Below are 15,062 nucleotides of genomic sequence, written 5' to 3'. Positions count from 1 at the left end.
TGTCAGTCCTTGCAGGCGAGCGCTCAGCGCAGGCCGGTTTCGTGGCGGGCGATGACCAGGCGCTGGATCTCGCTGGTGCCCTCGTAGATCTCGGTGATCTTCGCGTCGCGGAAATAACGCTCGATCGGCATTTCCTTCGAGTAGCCCATCCCGGCGTGGATCTGCACGGCCTGGTGGGCGATCCACATCGCAGCCTCTGAGGCGGTCAACTTCGCGATCGCGGCCTCCGTGGTGAATTTCTGGCCCTGTCCCTTCAACCACGCCGCGCGCAGCGTGAGCAGCAGCGACGCGTCGAGCTTGCACTTCATGTCGGCGATTTTCGCCTGCGTCATCTGGAACGTGCCGATCGGCGCGCCGAAGGCCTTGCGCTCGCGCACGTAGGCCAGCGAGGCCTCGTACGCCGCGCGGCCGATGCCGATGGCCTGCGAGGCGATGCCGATGCGGCCGGCGTCGAGCACGCCCATCGCGATCTTGAAACCGTGGCCTTCGTCGCCCAGCACTTCGTCGGCTTCGGCGACGTAGTCGTCGAATTCGATCTCGCAAGTGGCCGAGGCGCGGATGCCGAGCTTGGGCTCGGTCTTGCCGCGGCTGAAGCCGGGCTTGTCGGTGTCGACGAGGAAGGCGGTGATGCCGCGCGCGGCCTTGTCCGGATCGGTCATCGCGAAGAGCACGATGTACTTGGCGACCGGGCCGGAGGTGATCCAGCTCTTCTTGCCATTGATGATGAAACGCCCGTCGGCCTGCTTCACCGCGCGGCAGCGCATGGCGGTGGCGTCGGAGCCGGACTGCGGTTCGGTCAGCGCGAAGGCGCCGATTTCCGCGCCCTCGGCGATCGCGCGCACGTACTTCTGCTTCTGCGCCTCGGTGCCGTTGGTCAGGATGCCGTTGCAGAACAGCGAGTTGTTGACAGACATGATGGTGGAGTGCGCGGCGTCGGCCGCGGCGATCTCGACCATCGCCAGCACGTAGCCCATCGGGTCCAGCCCCGCGCCGCCGTATTCGGTCGGCACCTCGATCCCCATCAGGCCGTTTTCGCCGAGCGTGCGGATGTTTTCGAGGGGGAATTCGCCACTGCGGTCGAAGTGCTCGGCGGTCGGCGCGATCTTCTCGCGCGCGATGCGGCGCGCGACGTCCTGGATCATCAACTGCTCTTCGGTGAAGCGGAAATCCACTTTGCGCACTCCGGGCGGGGATCAAGAAGCGGAATTGTAGCCGCGCACGCGCGCCGCTTGACCCCCATGGACCCAAAGGGCCAGACTTATCGCTATATCTTGATTGACGGATAAATGCCGCGCATGGATCTGGAAGGCTGGTCGATCCGCCTGAAGGTGCTCGCCGACGCCACGCGCGTGCGCCTGCTGGCGCTGCTCGAGCGCGAGGAACTCACCGTCGCCGAGCTCTCGGCGATCACCCGGCTGGCGCAGCCGCGCGTGTCCACGCACCTGGCCAAGCTGAAGGAAGCCGGCCTGGTGCGCGACCGCCGCGCCGGCGTGAGCGCCTACTACCGGTTCGAAGAAGACAGCCTGGATTCGGCGCAGCGGTCCCTGTGGGAAGCCCTGCGCAGTGGAAGCGACGATCCCCTGCTCCGCCAGGACGCCGAACGCGTCCCCGCCGTGCTCGCCACGCGCGCGGCCGACCAGAATTGGGCCGATTCGGTCGCCGGCGACATGGAACGCCACTATTCGCCGGGCCGCACCTGGGAGGCGCTCGCGCGCACGGCGCTCCCGCTGCTGAGTCCCGGAGACGTGCTCGACATCGCCTCCGGCGACGGCGTGCTCGCCGAACTGCTCGCGCCGCATGCGCGCCGCTACGTGTGCATCGATGCGAGCCCGCGCGTGGTGACGGCCGCGAGCGAACGCCTCAAGCCCTTTGCCAACGTCGAAGTCCGCCAGGGCGACATGCATGCGCTGCCCTTCCCCGACGCGAGCTTCGACCTTGTCGTGCTGATGCACGCCCTCACCTATGCGGCCAAGCCTGCGCAGGCGGTGGCCGAAGCCGCGCGCGTCCTGCGCCGCGGCGGGCGCCTGCTGCTGTCGAGCCTGGCGCGCCACGAACACAAGGCGGTGGTGGAGGCCTACGGCCACGCCAACCTGGGTTTCACGGAAAAGGAACTGCGCCGCTTCGCCGAAAAGGCGGGGCTGGGCATCGCCAATGCCGGCACCGTGACCCGCGAACGCCGCCCACCCCATTTCGAAGTGCTGTCGCTGCTGGGAGTCAAACCGTGACCGATCCGAAGACCCTGCCCTGGAAAGACCCCGCGCGCGTCGCCGCGCTGGAAGCGGCGCTCGCGCAACGGATCCTGGTGATCGACGGCGCGATGGGCACGATGATCCAGCAACACGAACTGGGCGAAGCCGATTACCGCGGCGACCGATTCGCGCACGGCTACGACGCGCTGTTCGCCACCGAGGGCCATGCGCACGGCGCGGGCTGCGGCTGCGAGGCGCACGACCAGAAAGGCAACAACGATCTGCTGACGCTCACGCGCCCGGAAATCATTCGCGACATCCATGCCGCGTACCTGGCCGCCGGCGCCGACATGGTCGAGACCAACACGTTCAACTCGACGTCGGTTTCGCTCGCCGATTATCGCTTGCAGCACCTGGTGCGCGAGTTGAACCGAGAATCGGCGAAGCTCGCCCGCGCCGCATGCGATGCCGCCGAGGCGGCCGATCCGTCGAAGCCGCGCTTCGTCATCGGCGTGCTCGGCCCGACCAGCCGCACCGCTTCGCTCAGCCCCGACGTGAACCGCCCGGGCTTCCGCGCGATTTCCTTCGACGAATTGGCCGAAGCTTATCGCGAAGCGACCCGCGGCCTGATCGAAGGCGGCGCCGACGTGCTGATGGTCGAAACCATCTTCGACACGCTCAATGCGAAGTCCGCGGTGTTCGCCATCGAGGATGTCTTCGAAGAACTCGGCGTGCGCCTGCCGCTGATGATCTCGGGCACGATCACCGACGCCTCGGGCCGCACGCTCTCCGGGCAGACCGCCGAAGCGTTCTGGTATTCGCTGCGCCATGCGCGGCCTTTGTCGATCGGCCTGAATTGCGCGCTCGGCGCGAAGGATCTGCGCGCGCACGTCGACGTGCTGGCGCAGGTCGCCGATGCGTTCGTCAGCACGCATCCCAATGCCGGCCTGCCCAATGCCTTCGGCGGCTACGACGAAACGCCGGAGGACATGGCCGGCACGCTGCGCGAGTTCGCCGCCAGCGGGCTGCTCAACTTCGTCGGCGGCTGCTGCGGCACGACGCCCGACCACATCCGCGCCATCGGTTCGGCCGTCGCCGGCCTGCCGCCGCGCGCGCTGCCGCGCCTCACCGAATCCGCACAATCCGAAGCCGCATGAACAACGCATTGCCCCGCTACACCCGGCTCAGCGGCCTGGAGCCGCTGCAGATCACGCCGCAGAGCAACTTCGTCAATGTCGGCGAACGCACCAACGTCACCGGCTCGGCGCAGTTCAAGAAGCTGATCCTCGAAGGCCGTTACGACGAAGCGGTGGTCGTCGCGCGCCAGCAGGTCGAGAACGGCGCGCAGGTGCTCGACGTCAACATGGATGAAGGCCTGCTCGATTCGGAGCTGGCGATGACGACCTTCCTCAACCTCATCGCCGCCGAACCCGACATCGCGCGCGTGCCGGTGATGGTCGACAGCTCCAAGTGGTCGGTGATCGAGGCGGGCCTCAAATGCCTGCAGGGCAAGGGGATCGTCAATTCGATCTCGATGAAGGAAGGCGAAGCCGAGTTCATGCGCCAGGCGCGCCTGGTGCGCCGTTACGGCGCCGCGGTCGTGGTGATGGCCTTCGACGAACAGGGCCAGGCCGACACGATCGAACGCAAGGTCGGCATCAGTTCGCGCGCGTACGAACTGCTGACCACGCAAGTCGGCTTTCCGCCGGAAGACATCATCTTCGACCCGAACGTCTTCGCGATCGCCACCGGCATCGAGGAACACGACAACTACGCGGTCAACTTCATCGAAGCCGCGCGCGAGTTGCGCAAGCGTTTCCCGCTGTCCCACATCTCCGGCGGCGTGTCGAACGTGTCCTTCTCCTTCCGCGGCAACGAAGCCGTGCGGCAGGCGATCCACGTGGTGTTCCTGTACCACGCGATCGCCGCGGGCATGGACATGGGCATCGTCAACGCCGGTGCGTTGCCGCTCTACGACGACATCGACGCGGAGCTGCGCGAGCGCGTCGAGGACGTCGTGCTCAATCGCCGCAGCGACGGCACCGAGCGCCTGCTCGAGATCGCCGAACGCTTCAAGGGCAAGAAAGGCGAGAAGAAGGTCGAAGACCTGCGCTGGCGCGACAAGCCGGTGGGCGACCGCCTCGCGCATTCGCTGGTCCACGGCATCGATGCGTACATCGACACCGATACCGAGGAAGCGCGCCTGCAGGCCACGCGCCCGCTGGACGTGATCGAAGGCCCGCTGATGGCGGGCATGAACGTGGTCGGCGATCTGTTCGGCGCAGGCAAGATGTTCCTGCCGCAGGTGGTGAAGTCCGCGCGCGTGATGAAGAAGGCGGTCGCCTGGTTGCTGCCCTACATCGAAGCCGAAAAGCTGCGCACGGGCGATGCGGGCAAGAACAACGGCAAGATCGTGATGGCCACGGTCAAGGGCGACGTGCACGACATCGGCAAGAACATCGTCGGCGTGGTGCTGGCGTGCAACAACTTCGAGGTCATCGACCTGGGCGTGATGGTGCCCGCGCAGGTGATCCTCGACCGCGCGAAGGCCGAGAACGCCGACATCATCGGACTGTCCGGCCTGATCACGCCGTCTCTGGAAGAAATGCGCCATGTCGCCGCGGAGATGCAGCGCCAGGGCTTCGAACTGCCCTTGCTGATCGGCGGTGCGACGACCTCGCGCGCGCACACCGCGCTGAAGATCGATCCGCAGTACAAGTCGCCGACCGTGTGGGTGAAAGACGCCTCGCGCGCGGTGGGTGTCGCGCAGTCGCTGGTCTCCGGCGATCTGCGCGCGGCCTTCGTCGCGGCGAACGACGCAGACTACGCGGAGATCCGCGAGCGCCACCGCAATCGCGGCGATGCCAAGCGACTGGTGTCGCTGGACAAGGCGCGCGCGCAGAAATTCGATGGCGGCTGGGACGATCACACGCCGCCTGCCCCGCGCCAGCCCGGCATCACGGTGTACGACGACGTGCCGCTCGCGGATCTGGTGCCGTACATCGATTGGTCGCCGTTCTTCAATACCTGGGAATTGGCGGGCAAGTATCCGGCGATCCTCGACGACGCCGTCGTCGGTGCGCAGGCGCGCGAGTTGTTCGCAGATGCGCAGGCGATGCTGAAGCAGATCGTCGCGGAGAAATGGTTGCAGGCGAAAGCAGTCGTCGGGTTCTGGCCGGCGCAGTCGGTCGGCGATGACGTGAAGCTTGCGAACGGCACCACGCTGCACTTCCTGCGCCAGCAGGTGGAGAAGCCGGCCGATCGCCCGGATTTCTGCCTTGCGGACTTCATCGCGCCCGAAGGCTCGGGCAAGCAGGACTGGATCGGCGGATTCGCGGTGACGGCGGGGCTGGGCATCGAACCGCATGTCGCGCGTTTCGAGGCCGACCACGACGACTATCGGGCGATCCTGCTCAAGTCGCTCGCCGATCGCCTGGCCGAAGCGCTGGCCGAACGCATGCACGCGCAGGTGCGACGCGAAACCTGGGGTTATGCGGGCGACGAGACGCTCGACAACGCGGCATTGATCGACGAGAAGTACGTCGGCATTCGCCCGGCACCCGGCTATCCGGCCTGTCCGGAACACAGCGAGAAGGCGACGCTGTTCGCGCTGCTCGATGCGGAGAAGAACGCGGGCGTGAAGCTGACGGAAAGTTTCGCGATGTATCCGGCATCGGCGGTGTCCGGCTATTACTTCAGCCATCCGCGCAGCCAGTATTTCGTGGTCGGGCGCTTGTCGCGCGAACAGGTCGCCGATTACGCGAAGCGAAAGGGCGTGTCTCTTGCGCAGGCGGAGCGTTGGTTGGCATCCAACCTGGATTACGACCCGGAGTAGCGAGTCGATGCGGCGCCTTACGGCCGCCCGTGTTCGATCGGGCGGTCGCGATGCATCAACGCCCACTCCGCGTGCTCGGCGAGCGCCGCTTCGCCCAGGGCGCGCAGGATTTCGCGTTTCTCCTGCGTCCCCGCCGCCGCATCGAGCGCCAGGCGCGCGTTGCGGTAGATGCGATGCATGAAGCGATATTGCTTCACCAGTTCCTTGTCGGCCTTGCGATACGCATAGGCCTCGCGCACCGCGGCGATGAGCGAGAGCGCGCCCATCAAAGTCACGAGCAGGCCGCGCGTGTCGTCGCTGAAGCCACGATGGAACAGCGCGAGCATCAGGCTGATGCCGATGCCGGCCCACAGGCACGCCGCGCCGAGCGCGCGCGTGCGGACATGGTGGCGTTCGCGCAGGACCGACTTGCGCTCGTAGTACGCCAATTGCCCCGATTGCCCGGGGCGCCCGACCCAGGCGTCGATGACTTCGGCGACGGCTTGCGCCGCATCGTCGGCATCGGGCGACGGTGTCGTGCGCGCCAGGCCCACCTGGCGCATGACATTGCGGATCCAGCCCAGCTCGACGTCCTGCTTCTGCATGAAGTTGTCGTGCGCGAACTCCGCATCGCCGGTGATCGTCAGGCCCGCGCGGCGCCAGAAGGTCTGCACGCGCAGGCCCTCGGCGAGCGCGCGATAGTCGATGTATTTGCGATGCCAGTCCCATCGGTGCGCGGCGAATGCGATGGCCAGGCCCGCGGCGAACAAACCGAGGAACACCCACAACATCAGGTCCGGCGCGCCCAAATCGGAATACAACAGCAACGCCAGGCCCATCGCGACGGCGAGCAGGTGGATCGCACGCATCGCCCACTGCGTGCGGCGCTGGAAGCGCACGGCGAGCGCGTCGGCTTCGCGCCACGTGCGTTCGGCCGGATCATCGCTGGCGGCGGGCAGCGCCTTTGGGTCGAGCGTATTGCGATCGATCTCGAAGGCCTGCATGCGCCGGAAGATGCGGTCGTATTCCGGTGGCGGCCCGGCGGAGAACGCGCGTTGGCCCGCGGTGGTGCGCCAGGTCGGCTCTCCGGTCTCGCCCGCCGGCAGGGACTTCCGGCGCCCCCGCCGTGCCGGCAACTCAGGCGGATGGGCACGATGGTGTTTGGTCGCGGGCGTCTGCGTGGCATCCCCGCTGCGACGCACGTGGAAATGCAGCACGAGGCTGTCGTCGTCGCCCGCGAGCATTTGCCGGAGGTTGTCCGTCGCGCGTCGCGCGCCCGGCACGGGGCCACCGAGGTAATACCGCACGATCTGCGCGGTTCCGCCCGTTCCGAATTCCTCGCGCCCGTCCCACAGGGCGAACAACACGTGGCAATGGTTCGCGACGAACAGGCCGGCATGCAGGTACTGGCGATCGCGCGCGGGGCCGGTGTTGCGCAACACATCCAGATCCGGTTCGACCAGCTTCAGCGGCACGGTCTCGGCGTCGATGAGCAAGCGCGCGAAATCGTGCTGCGATTGCGCGTTGGTGAAGTCGTCGCGATACAACTCGATCGGCAGCGGCAAGGGCACGACCAGGCGCGCACCGGCATCGAGCGCGATTTCCGCGACGAGCCGGTCGCCGCCTTCGGCGAGCGCGGAGACCACGACGAGGGCGAGGTCGGGATAACGCGCGCGCAACACCGCGAACGCTTCGCGCACCTGTGCGCGCAGTTGCGGCAATTGCGTGGGGTCCAGGTCACGATGACTCGTGACCCCGACGATCAGTTCGGTGCGTAGCGGTCCGCGCGTGCCCACGCCGTGGGCCAACGCCCACGGGCGCGGCCACCGGCCATGGCCTTACCAGACCAGGTCGTCGGGGACCTGGTATTGCGGATCGGCGTAGGGGTCGTCCTGGGCGGGCGCGTTGGGATCGACCTTCAGCGCGACGGCCGGCGCGAAGATGCCTTCGGCCTGCGCGAGCGTCGCGGCATCGACGAGCACGTAACGGCCGTCGTTCTGCACCACGCCGAGTTCGCCGGCGTTGAGCGCCTTCAATTGCGCTTCGGTCACGTAGATGCGCTTGATCTTGCCGCCATATTCGAAATGGCGCGCGATTTCCGCATCGGCCACGTTGAGCGCCTTGTCCTGGAGGAACGCGGTCAGCGCGGCCTTCGCTTCGCGACGCTGGCGCGCGGCTTCCTGCTTCTGCCGCTCGGCCTCGATGCGCTCGTCCTTCTCGCGTTGCGCGCGGATGGCGTACGCCTTCGCAAGGTCGATGTCTTCGCGCGTGCGCGGCTTGCCGTGCGCGGGCCGCGCATTCGCCTGCGCCGGCTTGCCGTGTTGGGGACGGCCTTGTCCTTGCGCCGGCTTGCCATGCGCAGGCTTGCCATGCGCAGGCTTCCCGCCCTGCCCCGGCTTCGCACCGTGCGCAGGCTTGGGCTGGCCGGCTTGCGGCGAGGGCTTGGGACGCTCGGGCTTCGGCGCGGGCTTGAAGCCCAGGCCGAGCAACTGGTTGCGCAGGGTTTCGCTCATTTCGGGACTGCGTGGGGGACGTGCGGTTGGACGGCGCCAAATATGCCGCATCGCGCGCGGCGATGCAGCCCCGATGCGTCAATAGTGGGGCGGCGGCGGTTCGTCCGCCGGATCGGCCATCTGGCTGGTGCGCGAGGATTTCATTTCCTCGAGCACGCGGCGGAACAACTCGGCGTTGCGGCTGGCTTCGATGCGGGCAGCCGCGAGGGCGTCGCTCATTTCGCCGAGCGCGCCCTCCAGGAAGGCGATGCGCGTTTCCAGTTCCACCACGCGCGCTTCGAGCGCATCGCCCTGGGTCATCGCATCAGGCCTTCGCTTCGGTGCGCAGGGAACGACCGCGCCCGATGCCGTAATACTGCAGGCCCGCGGCTTCGACTTCCTCGGGGTTGTAGAGATTGCGGCCGTCGAAGACGACCTTGTCCTTCAACGTTTTTGCGAGCTTGCCGAAGTCTGGGCTGCGGAACTGCTTCCACTCGGTGACCACGACGAGCGCATCGGCGTCGTGCAGCGCTTCGTTCGCCGTCGCGCACAGATGCAGGTCGTCGCGATTGCCGAAGATGCGGCGCGCTTCCTGCGTGGCTTCCGGGTCGAAGGCCCGCACGTGCGCGCCGGCTTCCCACAATTGCGCGAGCAGCGTGCGGCTGGAAGCGGCGCGCATGTCGTCGGTGTTCGGCTTGAACGCGAGGCCCCACACCGCGACCGTCTTGCCGGCCACGCCGTCGGGGAAATGGCGCTGCATCAATTCGAACAGGTGTTGCTTCTGCGCGGCGTTGACCGCTTCCACCGCGTCGAGCAGGCGCGGATTGCAGCCGTACTGTTGCGCGGTCCAGGCCAGCGCCTGCACGTCCTTGGGGAAGCACGAGCCGCCGTAACCGGCGCCCGGATAGATGAAATGCCAACCGATGCGCGGGTCCGAACCGATGCCCTGGCGCACGTGTTCGATGTCGGCGCCCACCTGCTCGGCGATGCACGCGATCTCGTTCATGAAGGAGATCTTGGTGGCCAGCATCGCGTTGGCCGCGTACTTGGTGAGCTCGGCCGAACGCACGTCCATCGCCACGATGCGTTCGTGGTTGCGATTGAACGGCGCGTACAGGCGCTTGAGTTTTTCCAGCGCCTGCGCGCTGTCGGTGCCGACGACGATGCGGTCGGGGCGCATGCAGTCGTTGACCGCGTCGCCTTCCTTGAGGAATTCGGGATTGCTCACGACGTCGAAGACGAGCGTCGTGCGGCGGTTGACCAGTTCCTGCGCGATCGCCGCGCGCACCTTGTCGGCGGTGCCGACCGGCACGGTCGACTTGTTCACCACCACCACCGCGCGCTGCACGTGCTGGCCGATGGTGCGTGCGACGTTGAGGACGTACTTGAGGTCGGCGCTGCCGTCTTCGTCCGGCGGCGTGCCGACGGCGATGAAGACGATGTCGCCGTGTTCGATCGCGGCGGCGGCATCGGTCGTGAAGTTCAGGCGGCCGGAGGCGTGGTTGGCCTTGACCATCGGCTCCAGGCCCGGCTCGTAGATCGGGATCACGCCGCGGTTGAGGCCCTCGACCTTGGCCTGGTCGATGTCGACGCAAACCACGTCGTGCCCGACTTCCGCCAGGCAGGTTCCGGTGACGAGTCCGACGTAGCCGGTACCGAAGATGGTGACGCGCATGGAATTCCCTGATGAGCTTGAATGGGCGGCATGGTCGCAGCCGCCATCGTCACGCCGCGGTGAAACCGCGGCGTGACCACGTCATTGCAGGCGGTTTACTGCTTCGGCGGCTGCACGATGTCGAGCAGTTCGACGTCGAACACCAGCGTGGCGTTCGGGCCGATCGGGCCGCCCGGCGTGCCCTTCTCGCCGTAGCCCAGGTTGCCCGGGATCCACAGCTTGAACTTGCTGCCCACCGGCATCAGCTGGATGCCTTCCTGCCAGCCCGGCACGACCTGGTCGAGCGGGAAGACGACCGGCTGGCCGCGATCGTAGGAGCTGTCGAAGGTCTTGCCGTCGAGCGTGGTGCCCTTGTAATGGACGCGGACGACGTCGCCGGCCTTCGGCTTCGGGCCCTTGCCTTCGGTCACGACCTGGTACTGCAGGCCGGAGGCCGTGGTCTGCACGCCCGGCTTCTTCGCGTTGTCGGCGAGGAACTTCTTGCCGGCTTCGAGGTTGTTCTTGGCGTCGGCTTCGGCCTTGGCCACCGCCTTCTGCTGCATCTTCTCCCCGAAGGCTTCGCTGGTCTGGCGCGCCTGGTCTTCGGTCATCAGCAGCTTCTCGCCCTTGAGCGTGGACTTGACCGCCTTGGAGATGACGTCGAAGTCGACTTCATCCTTGATCGGCTCCAGCTGCTTGCCCAGCGCCATGCCGACCATGTAGCTCACGCGGTCCTTTTCGGTGGGCAGGCCGGCGATCTGCGCGCTCTTGGCGCCCGTGGAGGCGGCGGCGGGGGCGTTGGCGTCGGTCTTTTCCGGCGGTTTGCAGCCGGCGGCGAAGGCCGCGGCGGCGGCGGCGGTGAGGACGAGTGCGTGGCGCATGGACAGCTTCATCGTTGGGCGCTCCAGGAAATCGATCGGGGAAAGGAAAAAGGAAAAGTCGGGGAAATCGAAGGGGTCATTCGACGCCGAGCAGTTCGACATCGAACACGAGCGTCGCGTTCGGGCCGATGTTGCCATCGGGCATGCCCGATGCGCCGTAAGCCAGCGCGCCGGGGATCCAGAACCGGTACTTGCCGCCGACCGGCATCATCGCCAGGCCTTCGCTCCAGCCGGGAATGACCTGGGCGAGCGAGAACGTGCGCGGCTGGCCGTCGCTGGTGCTGTCGAATTCGGTGCCGTCGAGCAAGGTGCCGCGATAGAGCACGCGCACGCGGTCGCCCGGCATCGGGCGCTGGCCCGCGCCCTGGCGCAGGATCATGTACTGCAGGCCGGATTTCGTCGTGAACACGCCTTTCTGCGCCTTGTTCTTCGCGAGGAAATCGGCGCCGGCCTTCTCGTTGTCGACCGCGCCCTGCTGCGAACGCGCGACGGCGAGGGAATTGAGCTTGGTATCGAAGTCCTGGCGCACGATGGTCGCCTCCTCGGCGCTCATCAACGGCTTGCCGCCGGAGAACGCGGTGCGCATCGCCTGCAGCAGGACGGGGATGTCGATTTCGTCCTGGAACGGCGCCAGGCGGCGGCCCCATTCGATGCCGACGAGCAGGCCGACGTCGGTCTTCGAAACATCGGGCAGCTTCGCGTCGGGCTGCTTGCGCGCGGTGACGCGCGCCATGAGTTGTTCGCCCGTCTTGCGCGCGGTGGCTTCGTCGATCAGCGGCGGTTTGCCGGCCATCGCGTTGCGCAGCGCGCGATCGAACGCGGCGATGTCCACGTCGGGGCCGATGGGCGCATTGGATTCGGCGATGTCCATGCCGACCATGTAGCTCACCTTGTCGCGCTCGGTGACCAGCTTCGTCTTGTCCTGCGCATGCGCCGACAGTGCGATCAGTGCCAGCAACGCGGCGATGCCGCGCACGAAACCCTTCATCCGGTGGAACTCCTTTCGTGTGGTGCCGGGGGAACGCGCCCTGGGCGCGCCGGGCGGCCGCGCATTGTCGGTGCCCGCGGGTCTTCACGGCAAACCTCCCCGAAGGGAAATGGTTCAGGCCCGCGGGCCCTGCCGGTCGTCGGCGTATGCCTTTAGTTGGGTCACTTGGTTGTTGACCGGGGGAATGGTGGTGTTATAGTTGCCTACAACACCGATCACCCAGAGCAGGACGCCCACCATGAACCGCAAGCTCCACAACACGGTCACCGCGCTGTTCGCGACCTCGGGGCTCCTCGTGCTGAGCCTGATGGCGGCGAATCCTGCCCCCTCGGCCCGCGAAAACGTCATCGCCCCCGTCGTGCAACCGGCCGCGGTCCACGCGCCGGCCGACGCGAAGCTGGCGAAGATCGTCGCCGAAGGCCGCCACGCCGCCGCTGCCGCCAAGCGCATCGAAGCACGCGCCCAGCAGCTGCAGGCCAATCTTGCGAAAACGAAGGACGACGGCCAGGCGGTCGGCGAAGTCTTCGGTTTCGTGGCCGAAGCCGCGACGCTCGCCGCGCTCGCCGCCGCGATGGACGGGATGGAAAACCCGGACACCTTCGCCGCGGTCGAGCCGGCCGACGCCGAGCAGGCCAAGCCCACCCCCAAGCGTGCATTCGGCCGCCAGTCGGTCGCGATGCCCTTCTTCTCCTTTGCGCCGCGAGGCTGAACCAATGACCGCAATCGAATGGAGCGACGGCGCTCCCATCTACCGCCAGCTGAAGGAACGCGTCGTGGCGATGCTGCTCGACGGGATCCTGAAGCCGGGGGACGCACTGCCCTCGGTGCGCCAGGTGGCCGCCGAATACCAACTCAACCCAATCACCGTCTCGCGCGCCTACCAGGAGCTCGCGGACGAAGCCATCGTCGAAAAACGCAGGGGTCTCGGCATGTACGTCACGGAAGGTGCGTCGGAAAAACTGCTTGGCAGCGAGCGCGAGCGCTTCCTGCGCGAGGAATGGCCGCTGGTGCTCGAACGCATCCAGCGCCTGGGCCTCTCGCTGGATCGCCTGTTGCGCAACGCCGCCCCGAACGGAGGCCAGGCATGAACGTCGCCGTGGAAACCCAGTCCGTCGTCAGCGCACGCAACCTGCGCAAGGCATACAAGAACAAGGTCGCGCTGGACAACACCGCGTTCGAGATCCCGCAGGGCCGCATCGTCGGTCTCATCGGCCCCAACGGCGCCGGCAAGACCACCGCGCTGAAGGCGCTGCTCGGCCTGATCCCGTTCGAAGGCGACCTGCGCGTCCTCGGCCGCGACCCGCGCACCGAACGCGACGCGCTGATGAACGATGTGTGCTTCATCGCCGACGTCGCGGTGCTGCCGCGCTGGATCCGCGTGCGCGAAGCGATCGAGTTCGTCGCCGGCGTGCATCCGCGCTTCGACCGTGCGCGCTGCGAACGCTTCCTCGCCAACACCCAGCTCAAGCCCAACATGAAAGTGCGCGAGCTGTCCAAGGGCATGATCGTGCAGTTGCACCTGGCCCTGGTGATGGCGATCGACGCCAAGCTGCTCGTGCTCGACGAGCCCACGCTCGGCCTGGACATCCTGTATCGCAAGCAGTTCTACCAGCGCCTGCTGGAGGATTACTTCGACGAGAACAAGACCATCGTGATCACCACCCACCAGGTCGAGGAGATCGAACACATCCTCACCGACGTGATGTTCATCCGCGACGGCAAGATCGTGTTGTCCGCGCCGATGGACGAAGTGGGCCAGCGTTACGTGGAAGTCCTCGTCAACGCCGATCGTACCGAGGAAGCACGCACCCTGCGCCCGATCGACGAGCGCAGCCTGCCGTTCGGCAAGACGGTGATGTTGTTCGACGGCGTCGAACAAAACCGCCTCGCCGGCCTGGGCGAAACCCGCACGCCGGGCCTCGCCGACCTGTTCGTCGCCACCATGAAGGGCACCTACGCATGAACGCATCCACCTTTGATGGCGAACCGCGCCGCGCACCCGTGGCCGCGCCCCACCCCACCCACAAGCTCAAGCTGCTGTTGCGCCGCGAGTTCTGGGAGCACAAGGGCGGGTTCTTCTGGGCGCCGATCTGGGCCGGCGGTATTTCGGTCGTGCTCGCGCTGATGGCGCTGCTGGTGGCCGAAGTCGGCGCACGCAAGGCGCTGGCCGCCGGCAAGCTCCACGGCGACAGCATCCAGATCAACGGACTGAACTTCGGGCACCTCACCGACAAGATGAGCGCGGGCGACCTGGAACAGTGGAGCAAGGCGGTCGACGCTTCGCTGCTCGTTTCCTCGCTGTGGCCCTTCATCGTGCTGGGCTTCGTGGTGTTCTTCTACTGCCTCGGCGCGCTGTACGACGAGCGCAAGGACCGCAGCGTGCTGTTCTGGAAGTCGCTGCCAGTGTCCGATCGCGACACCGTGTTGTCGAAGGCCGCCAGCGCGTTGGTCGTCGCACCGGTGATCGCCACGGGCGTCGCCATCGCCACGATGTTCGCCTTCGGCCTGGTCGTCACGCTGGTCATGCCGATGCACGGCCTCAACCCCTTCACCTTCTACTGGGGCATGGGCCATCCGCTGCAGGTCGCCGGCACGCTGGTCGCCGCGATCCCGGTGTACGCCGCATGGGCCCTGCCGACGGTCGGCTGGCTGATGCTCTGCTCGGCGTGGGCGCGCTCCAAGCCCTTCCTGTGGGCGGTGATGATCCCCGTGTTCGCCGGCATCTTCGTGGCCTGGTTCGACGTGATGAACATCTTCAACCTCGACACCGGCTGGTTCTGGCAGCACATCGTGCTTCGCTCGCTGACCTCGGTCTTCCCGGGCATGTGGATGACGGCGCAGAACGTGCACATCGACAACCCCGCCGACTTCAACGTGCTGTCCCACATCCAGAGCATGTACTCGGTGTTCGGAACGCTGCAGATGTGGATCGGCGCCGCGGTCGGCATCGCAATGATCGTCGCGGCCATCCGCCTGCGCCGCTGGCGCGACGACAACTGATCCCTGGAAAGGATGCTGTACCCCCACTCGCCCCGGCTCGCGCC

The 15,062-nt window shown here is 66.9% G+C and carries 14 protein-coding genes; 7 read left to right on the top strand and 7 right to left on the bottom strand.

Annotation, left to right across the window (positions count from 1 at the left end; translation table 11 throughout):
* Positions 1 to 23 precede the first annotated feature (23 nt).
* Complete coding sequence (locus tag AC1DOM_RS07955) at positions 24 to 1,172, bottom strand: acyl-CoA dehydrogenase family protein (RefSeq protein ID WP_498961998.1); 1,149 nt, start codon at positions 1,170 to 1,172, stop codon at positions 24 to 26.
* 123 nt (positions 1,173 to 1,295) lie between these two features.
* Here AC1DOM_RS07955 and AC1DOM_RS07950 point away from each other — a divergent pair, with 123 nt between their 5' ends.
* The 3 genes from AC1DOM_RS07950 to metH are packed head-to-tail and all read left to right on the top strand — an operon-like array spanning position 1,296 to position 6,024.
* A complete protein-coding gene (locus AC1DOM_RS07950) occupies positions 1,296 to 2,225 on the top strand; it encodes an ArsR/SmtB family transcription factor (protein WP_498961996.1) in 930 nt (309 codons plus the stop codon).
* The gene (locus AC1DOM_RS07945; protein ID WP_498961994.1) at positions 2,222 to 3,346 is read left to right on the top strand and encodes a homocysteine S-methyltransferase family protein; all 1,125 of its coding nucleotides are present in this window, start codon (positions 2,222 to 2,224) and stop codon (positions 3,344 to 3,346) included. Before AC1DOM_RS07950 ends, AC1DOM_RS07945 begins: the two co-directional genes overlap by 4 nt.
* A complete protein-coding gene (gene metH / locus AC1DOM_RS07940; protein WP_498961992.1) occupies positions 3,343 to 6,024 on the top strand; it encodes a methionine synthase in 2,682 nt (893 codons plus the stop codon). Before AC1DOM_RS07945 ends, metH begins: the two co-directional genes overlap by 4 nt.
* 17 nt (positions 6,025 to 6,041) lie before the next feature.
* Here metH and AC1DOM_RS07935 read toward each other — a convergent pair whose 3' ends face one another.
* The 6 genes from AC1DOM_RS07935 to AC1DOM_RS07910 all read right to left on the bottom strand — a co-directional run bounded on the left by AC1DOM_RS07935 (position 6,042) and on the right by AC1DOM_RS07910 (position 12,018).
* Entirely contained in the window at positions 6,042 to 7,799 is a 1,758-nt protein-coding gene (locus AC1DOM_RS07935; protein ID WP_498961991.1) for a hypothetical protein, read from the bottom strand.
* A gap of 42 nt (positions 7,800 to 7,841) precedes the next feature.
* The gene (locus AC1DOM_RS07930) at positions 7,842 to 8,516 is read right to left on the bottom strand and encodes a DUF2058 domain-containing protein (RefSeq protein WP_498961989.1); all 675 of its coding nucleotides are present in this window, start codon (positions 8,514 to 8,516) and stop codon (positions 7,842 to 7,844) included.
* A gap of 78 nt (positions 8,517 to 8,594) precedes the next feature.
* Positions 8,595 to 8,816 (bottom strand): SlyX family protein, encoded by a 222-nt coding sequence (locus AC1DOM_RS07925; RefSeq protein ID WP_498961987.1) that lies wholly within the window; start codon positions 8,814 to 8,816, stop codon positions 8,595 to 8,597.
* Between the two features lie 4 nt (positions 8,817 to 8,820).
* Positions 8,821 to 10,170, bottom strand: a complete 1,350-nt coding sequence (locus AC1DOM_RS07920; RefSeq protein ID WP_498961985.1) for a UDP-glucose dehydrogenase family protein — start codon at positions 10,168 to 10,170, stop codon at positions 8,821 to 8,823.
* 95 nt (positions 10,171 to 10,265) lie between these two features.
* Positions 10,266 to 11,042 carry a BamJ family beta-barrel-assembly machinery protein gene (bamJ, locus tag AC1DOM_RS07915; protein ID WP_498961983.1) on the bottom strand — a complete coding sequence of 259 codons (777 nt, stop codon included), beginning with the start codon at positions 11,040 to 11,042 and terminating at the stop codon, positions 10,266 to 10,268.
* Positions 11,043 to 11,106: 64 nt separating this feature from the next.
* A complete protein-coding gene (locus tag AC1DOM_RS07910) occupies positions 11,107 to 12,018 on the bottom strand; it encodes an FKBP-type peptidyl-prolyl cis-trans isomerase (protein WP_498961981.1) in 912 nt (303 codons plus the stop codon).
* 238 nt (positions 12,019 to 12,256) lie between these two features.
* Here AC1DOM_RS07910 and AC1DOM_RS07905 point away from each other — a divergent pair, with 238 nt between their 5' ends.
* The 4 genes from AC1DOM_RS07905 to AC1DOM_RS07890 are packed head-to-tail and all read left to right on the top strand — an operon-like array spanning position 12,257 to position 15,018.
* Positions 12,257 to 12,727, top strand: coding sequence for a hypothetical protein (locus AC1DOM_RS07905; RefSeq protein WP_498961979.1), 471 nt, complete (start codon positions 12,257 to 12,259; stop codon positions 12,725 to 12,727).
* Positions 12,728 to 12,731: 4 nt separating this feature from the next.
* A complete protein-coding gene (locus AC1DOM_RS07900; protein ID WP_498961977.1) occupies positions 12,732 to 13,106 on the top strand; it encodes a GntR family transcriptional regulator in 375 nt (124 codons plus the stop codon).
* Positions 13,103 to 13,981, top strand: coding sequence for an ABC transporter ATP-binding protein (locus AC1DOM_RS07895; RefSeq protein WP_498961975.1), 879 nt, complete (start codon positions 13,103 to 13,105; stop codon positions 13,979 to 13,981). Before AC1DOM_RS07900 ends, AC1DOM_RS07895 begins: the two co-directional genes overlap by 4 nt.
* Complete coding sequence (locus AC1DOM_RS07890; protein WP_498961973.1) at positions 13,978 to 15,018, top strand: hypothetical protein; 1,041 nt, start codon at positions 13,978 to 13,980, stop codon at positions 15,016 to 15,018. The genes AC1DOM_RS07895 and AC1DOM_RS07890 overlap by 4 nt, the downstream gene beginning before the upstream one ends.
* Positions 15,019 to 15,062: the final 44 nt, after the last annotated feature.

The sequence above is a fragment of the Lysobacter sp. P5_B12 genome, from assembly GCF_056400425.1.
This window is presented reverse-complemented; position numbering and strand designations above follow the sequence as displayed.

Excerpts from the sequence above, each read along its gene's own strand:
- metH (WP_498961992.1), top strand. The coding sequence starts at position 3,343 with ATGAACAACGCATTGCCCCGCTACACCCGGCTCAGCGGCCTGGAGCCG.
- AC1DOM_RS07900 (WP_498961977.1), top strand. The coding sequence starts at position 12,732 with ATGACCGCAATCGAATGGAGCGACGGCGCTCCCATCTACCGCCAGCTG.
- AC1DOM_RS07910 (WP_498961981.1), bottom strand. The coding sequence starts at position 12,018 with ATGAAGGGTTTCGTGCGCGGCATCGCCGCGTTGCTGGCACTGATCGCA.
- AC1DOM_RS07905 (WP_498961979.1), top strand. The coding sequence starts at position 12,257 with ATGAACCGCAAGCTCCACAACACGGTCACCGCGCTGTTCGCGACCTCG.
- AC1DOM_RS07890 (WP_498961973.1), top strand. The coding sequence starts at position 13,978 with ATGAACGCATCCACCTTTGATGGCGAACCGCGCCGCGCACCCGTGGCC.
- AC1DOM_RS07925 (WP_498961987.1), bottom strand. The coding sequence starts at position 8,816 with ATGACCCAGGGCGATGCGCTCGAAGCGCGCGTGGTGGAACTGGAAACG.
- AC1DOM_RS07950 (WP_498961996.1), top strand. The coding sequence starts at position 1,296 with ATGGATCTGGAAGGCTGGTCGATCCGCCTGAAGGTGCTCGCCGACGCC.
- AC1DOM_RS07930 (WP_498961989.1), bottom strand. The coding sequence starts at position 8,516 with ATGAGCGAAACCCTGCGCAACCAGTTGCTCGGCCTGGGCTTCAAGCCC.
- AC1DOM_RS07920 (WP_498961985.1), bottom strand. The coding sequence starts at position 10,170 with ATGCGCGTCACCATCTTCGGTACCGGCTACGTCGGACTCGTCACCGGA.
- bamJ (WP_498961983.1), bottom strand. The coding sequence starts at position 11,042 with ATGAAGCTGTCCATGCGCCACGCACTCGTCCTCACCGCCGCCGCCGCC.
- AC1DOM_RS07895 (WP_498961975.1), top strand. The coding sequence starts at position 13,103 with ATGAACGTCGCCGTGGAAACCCAGTCCGTCGTCAGCGCACGCAACCTG.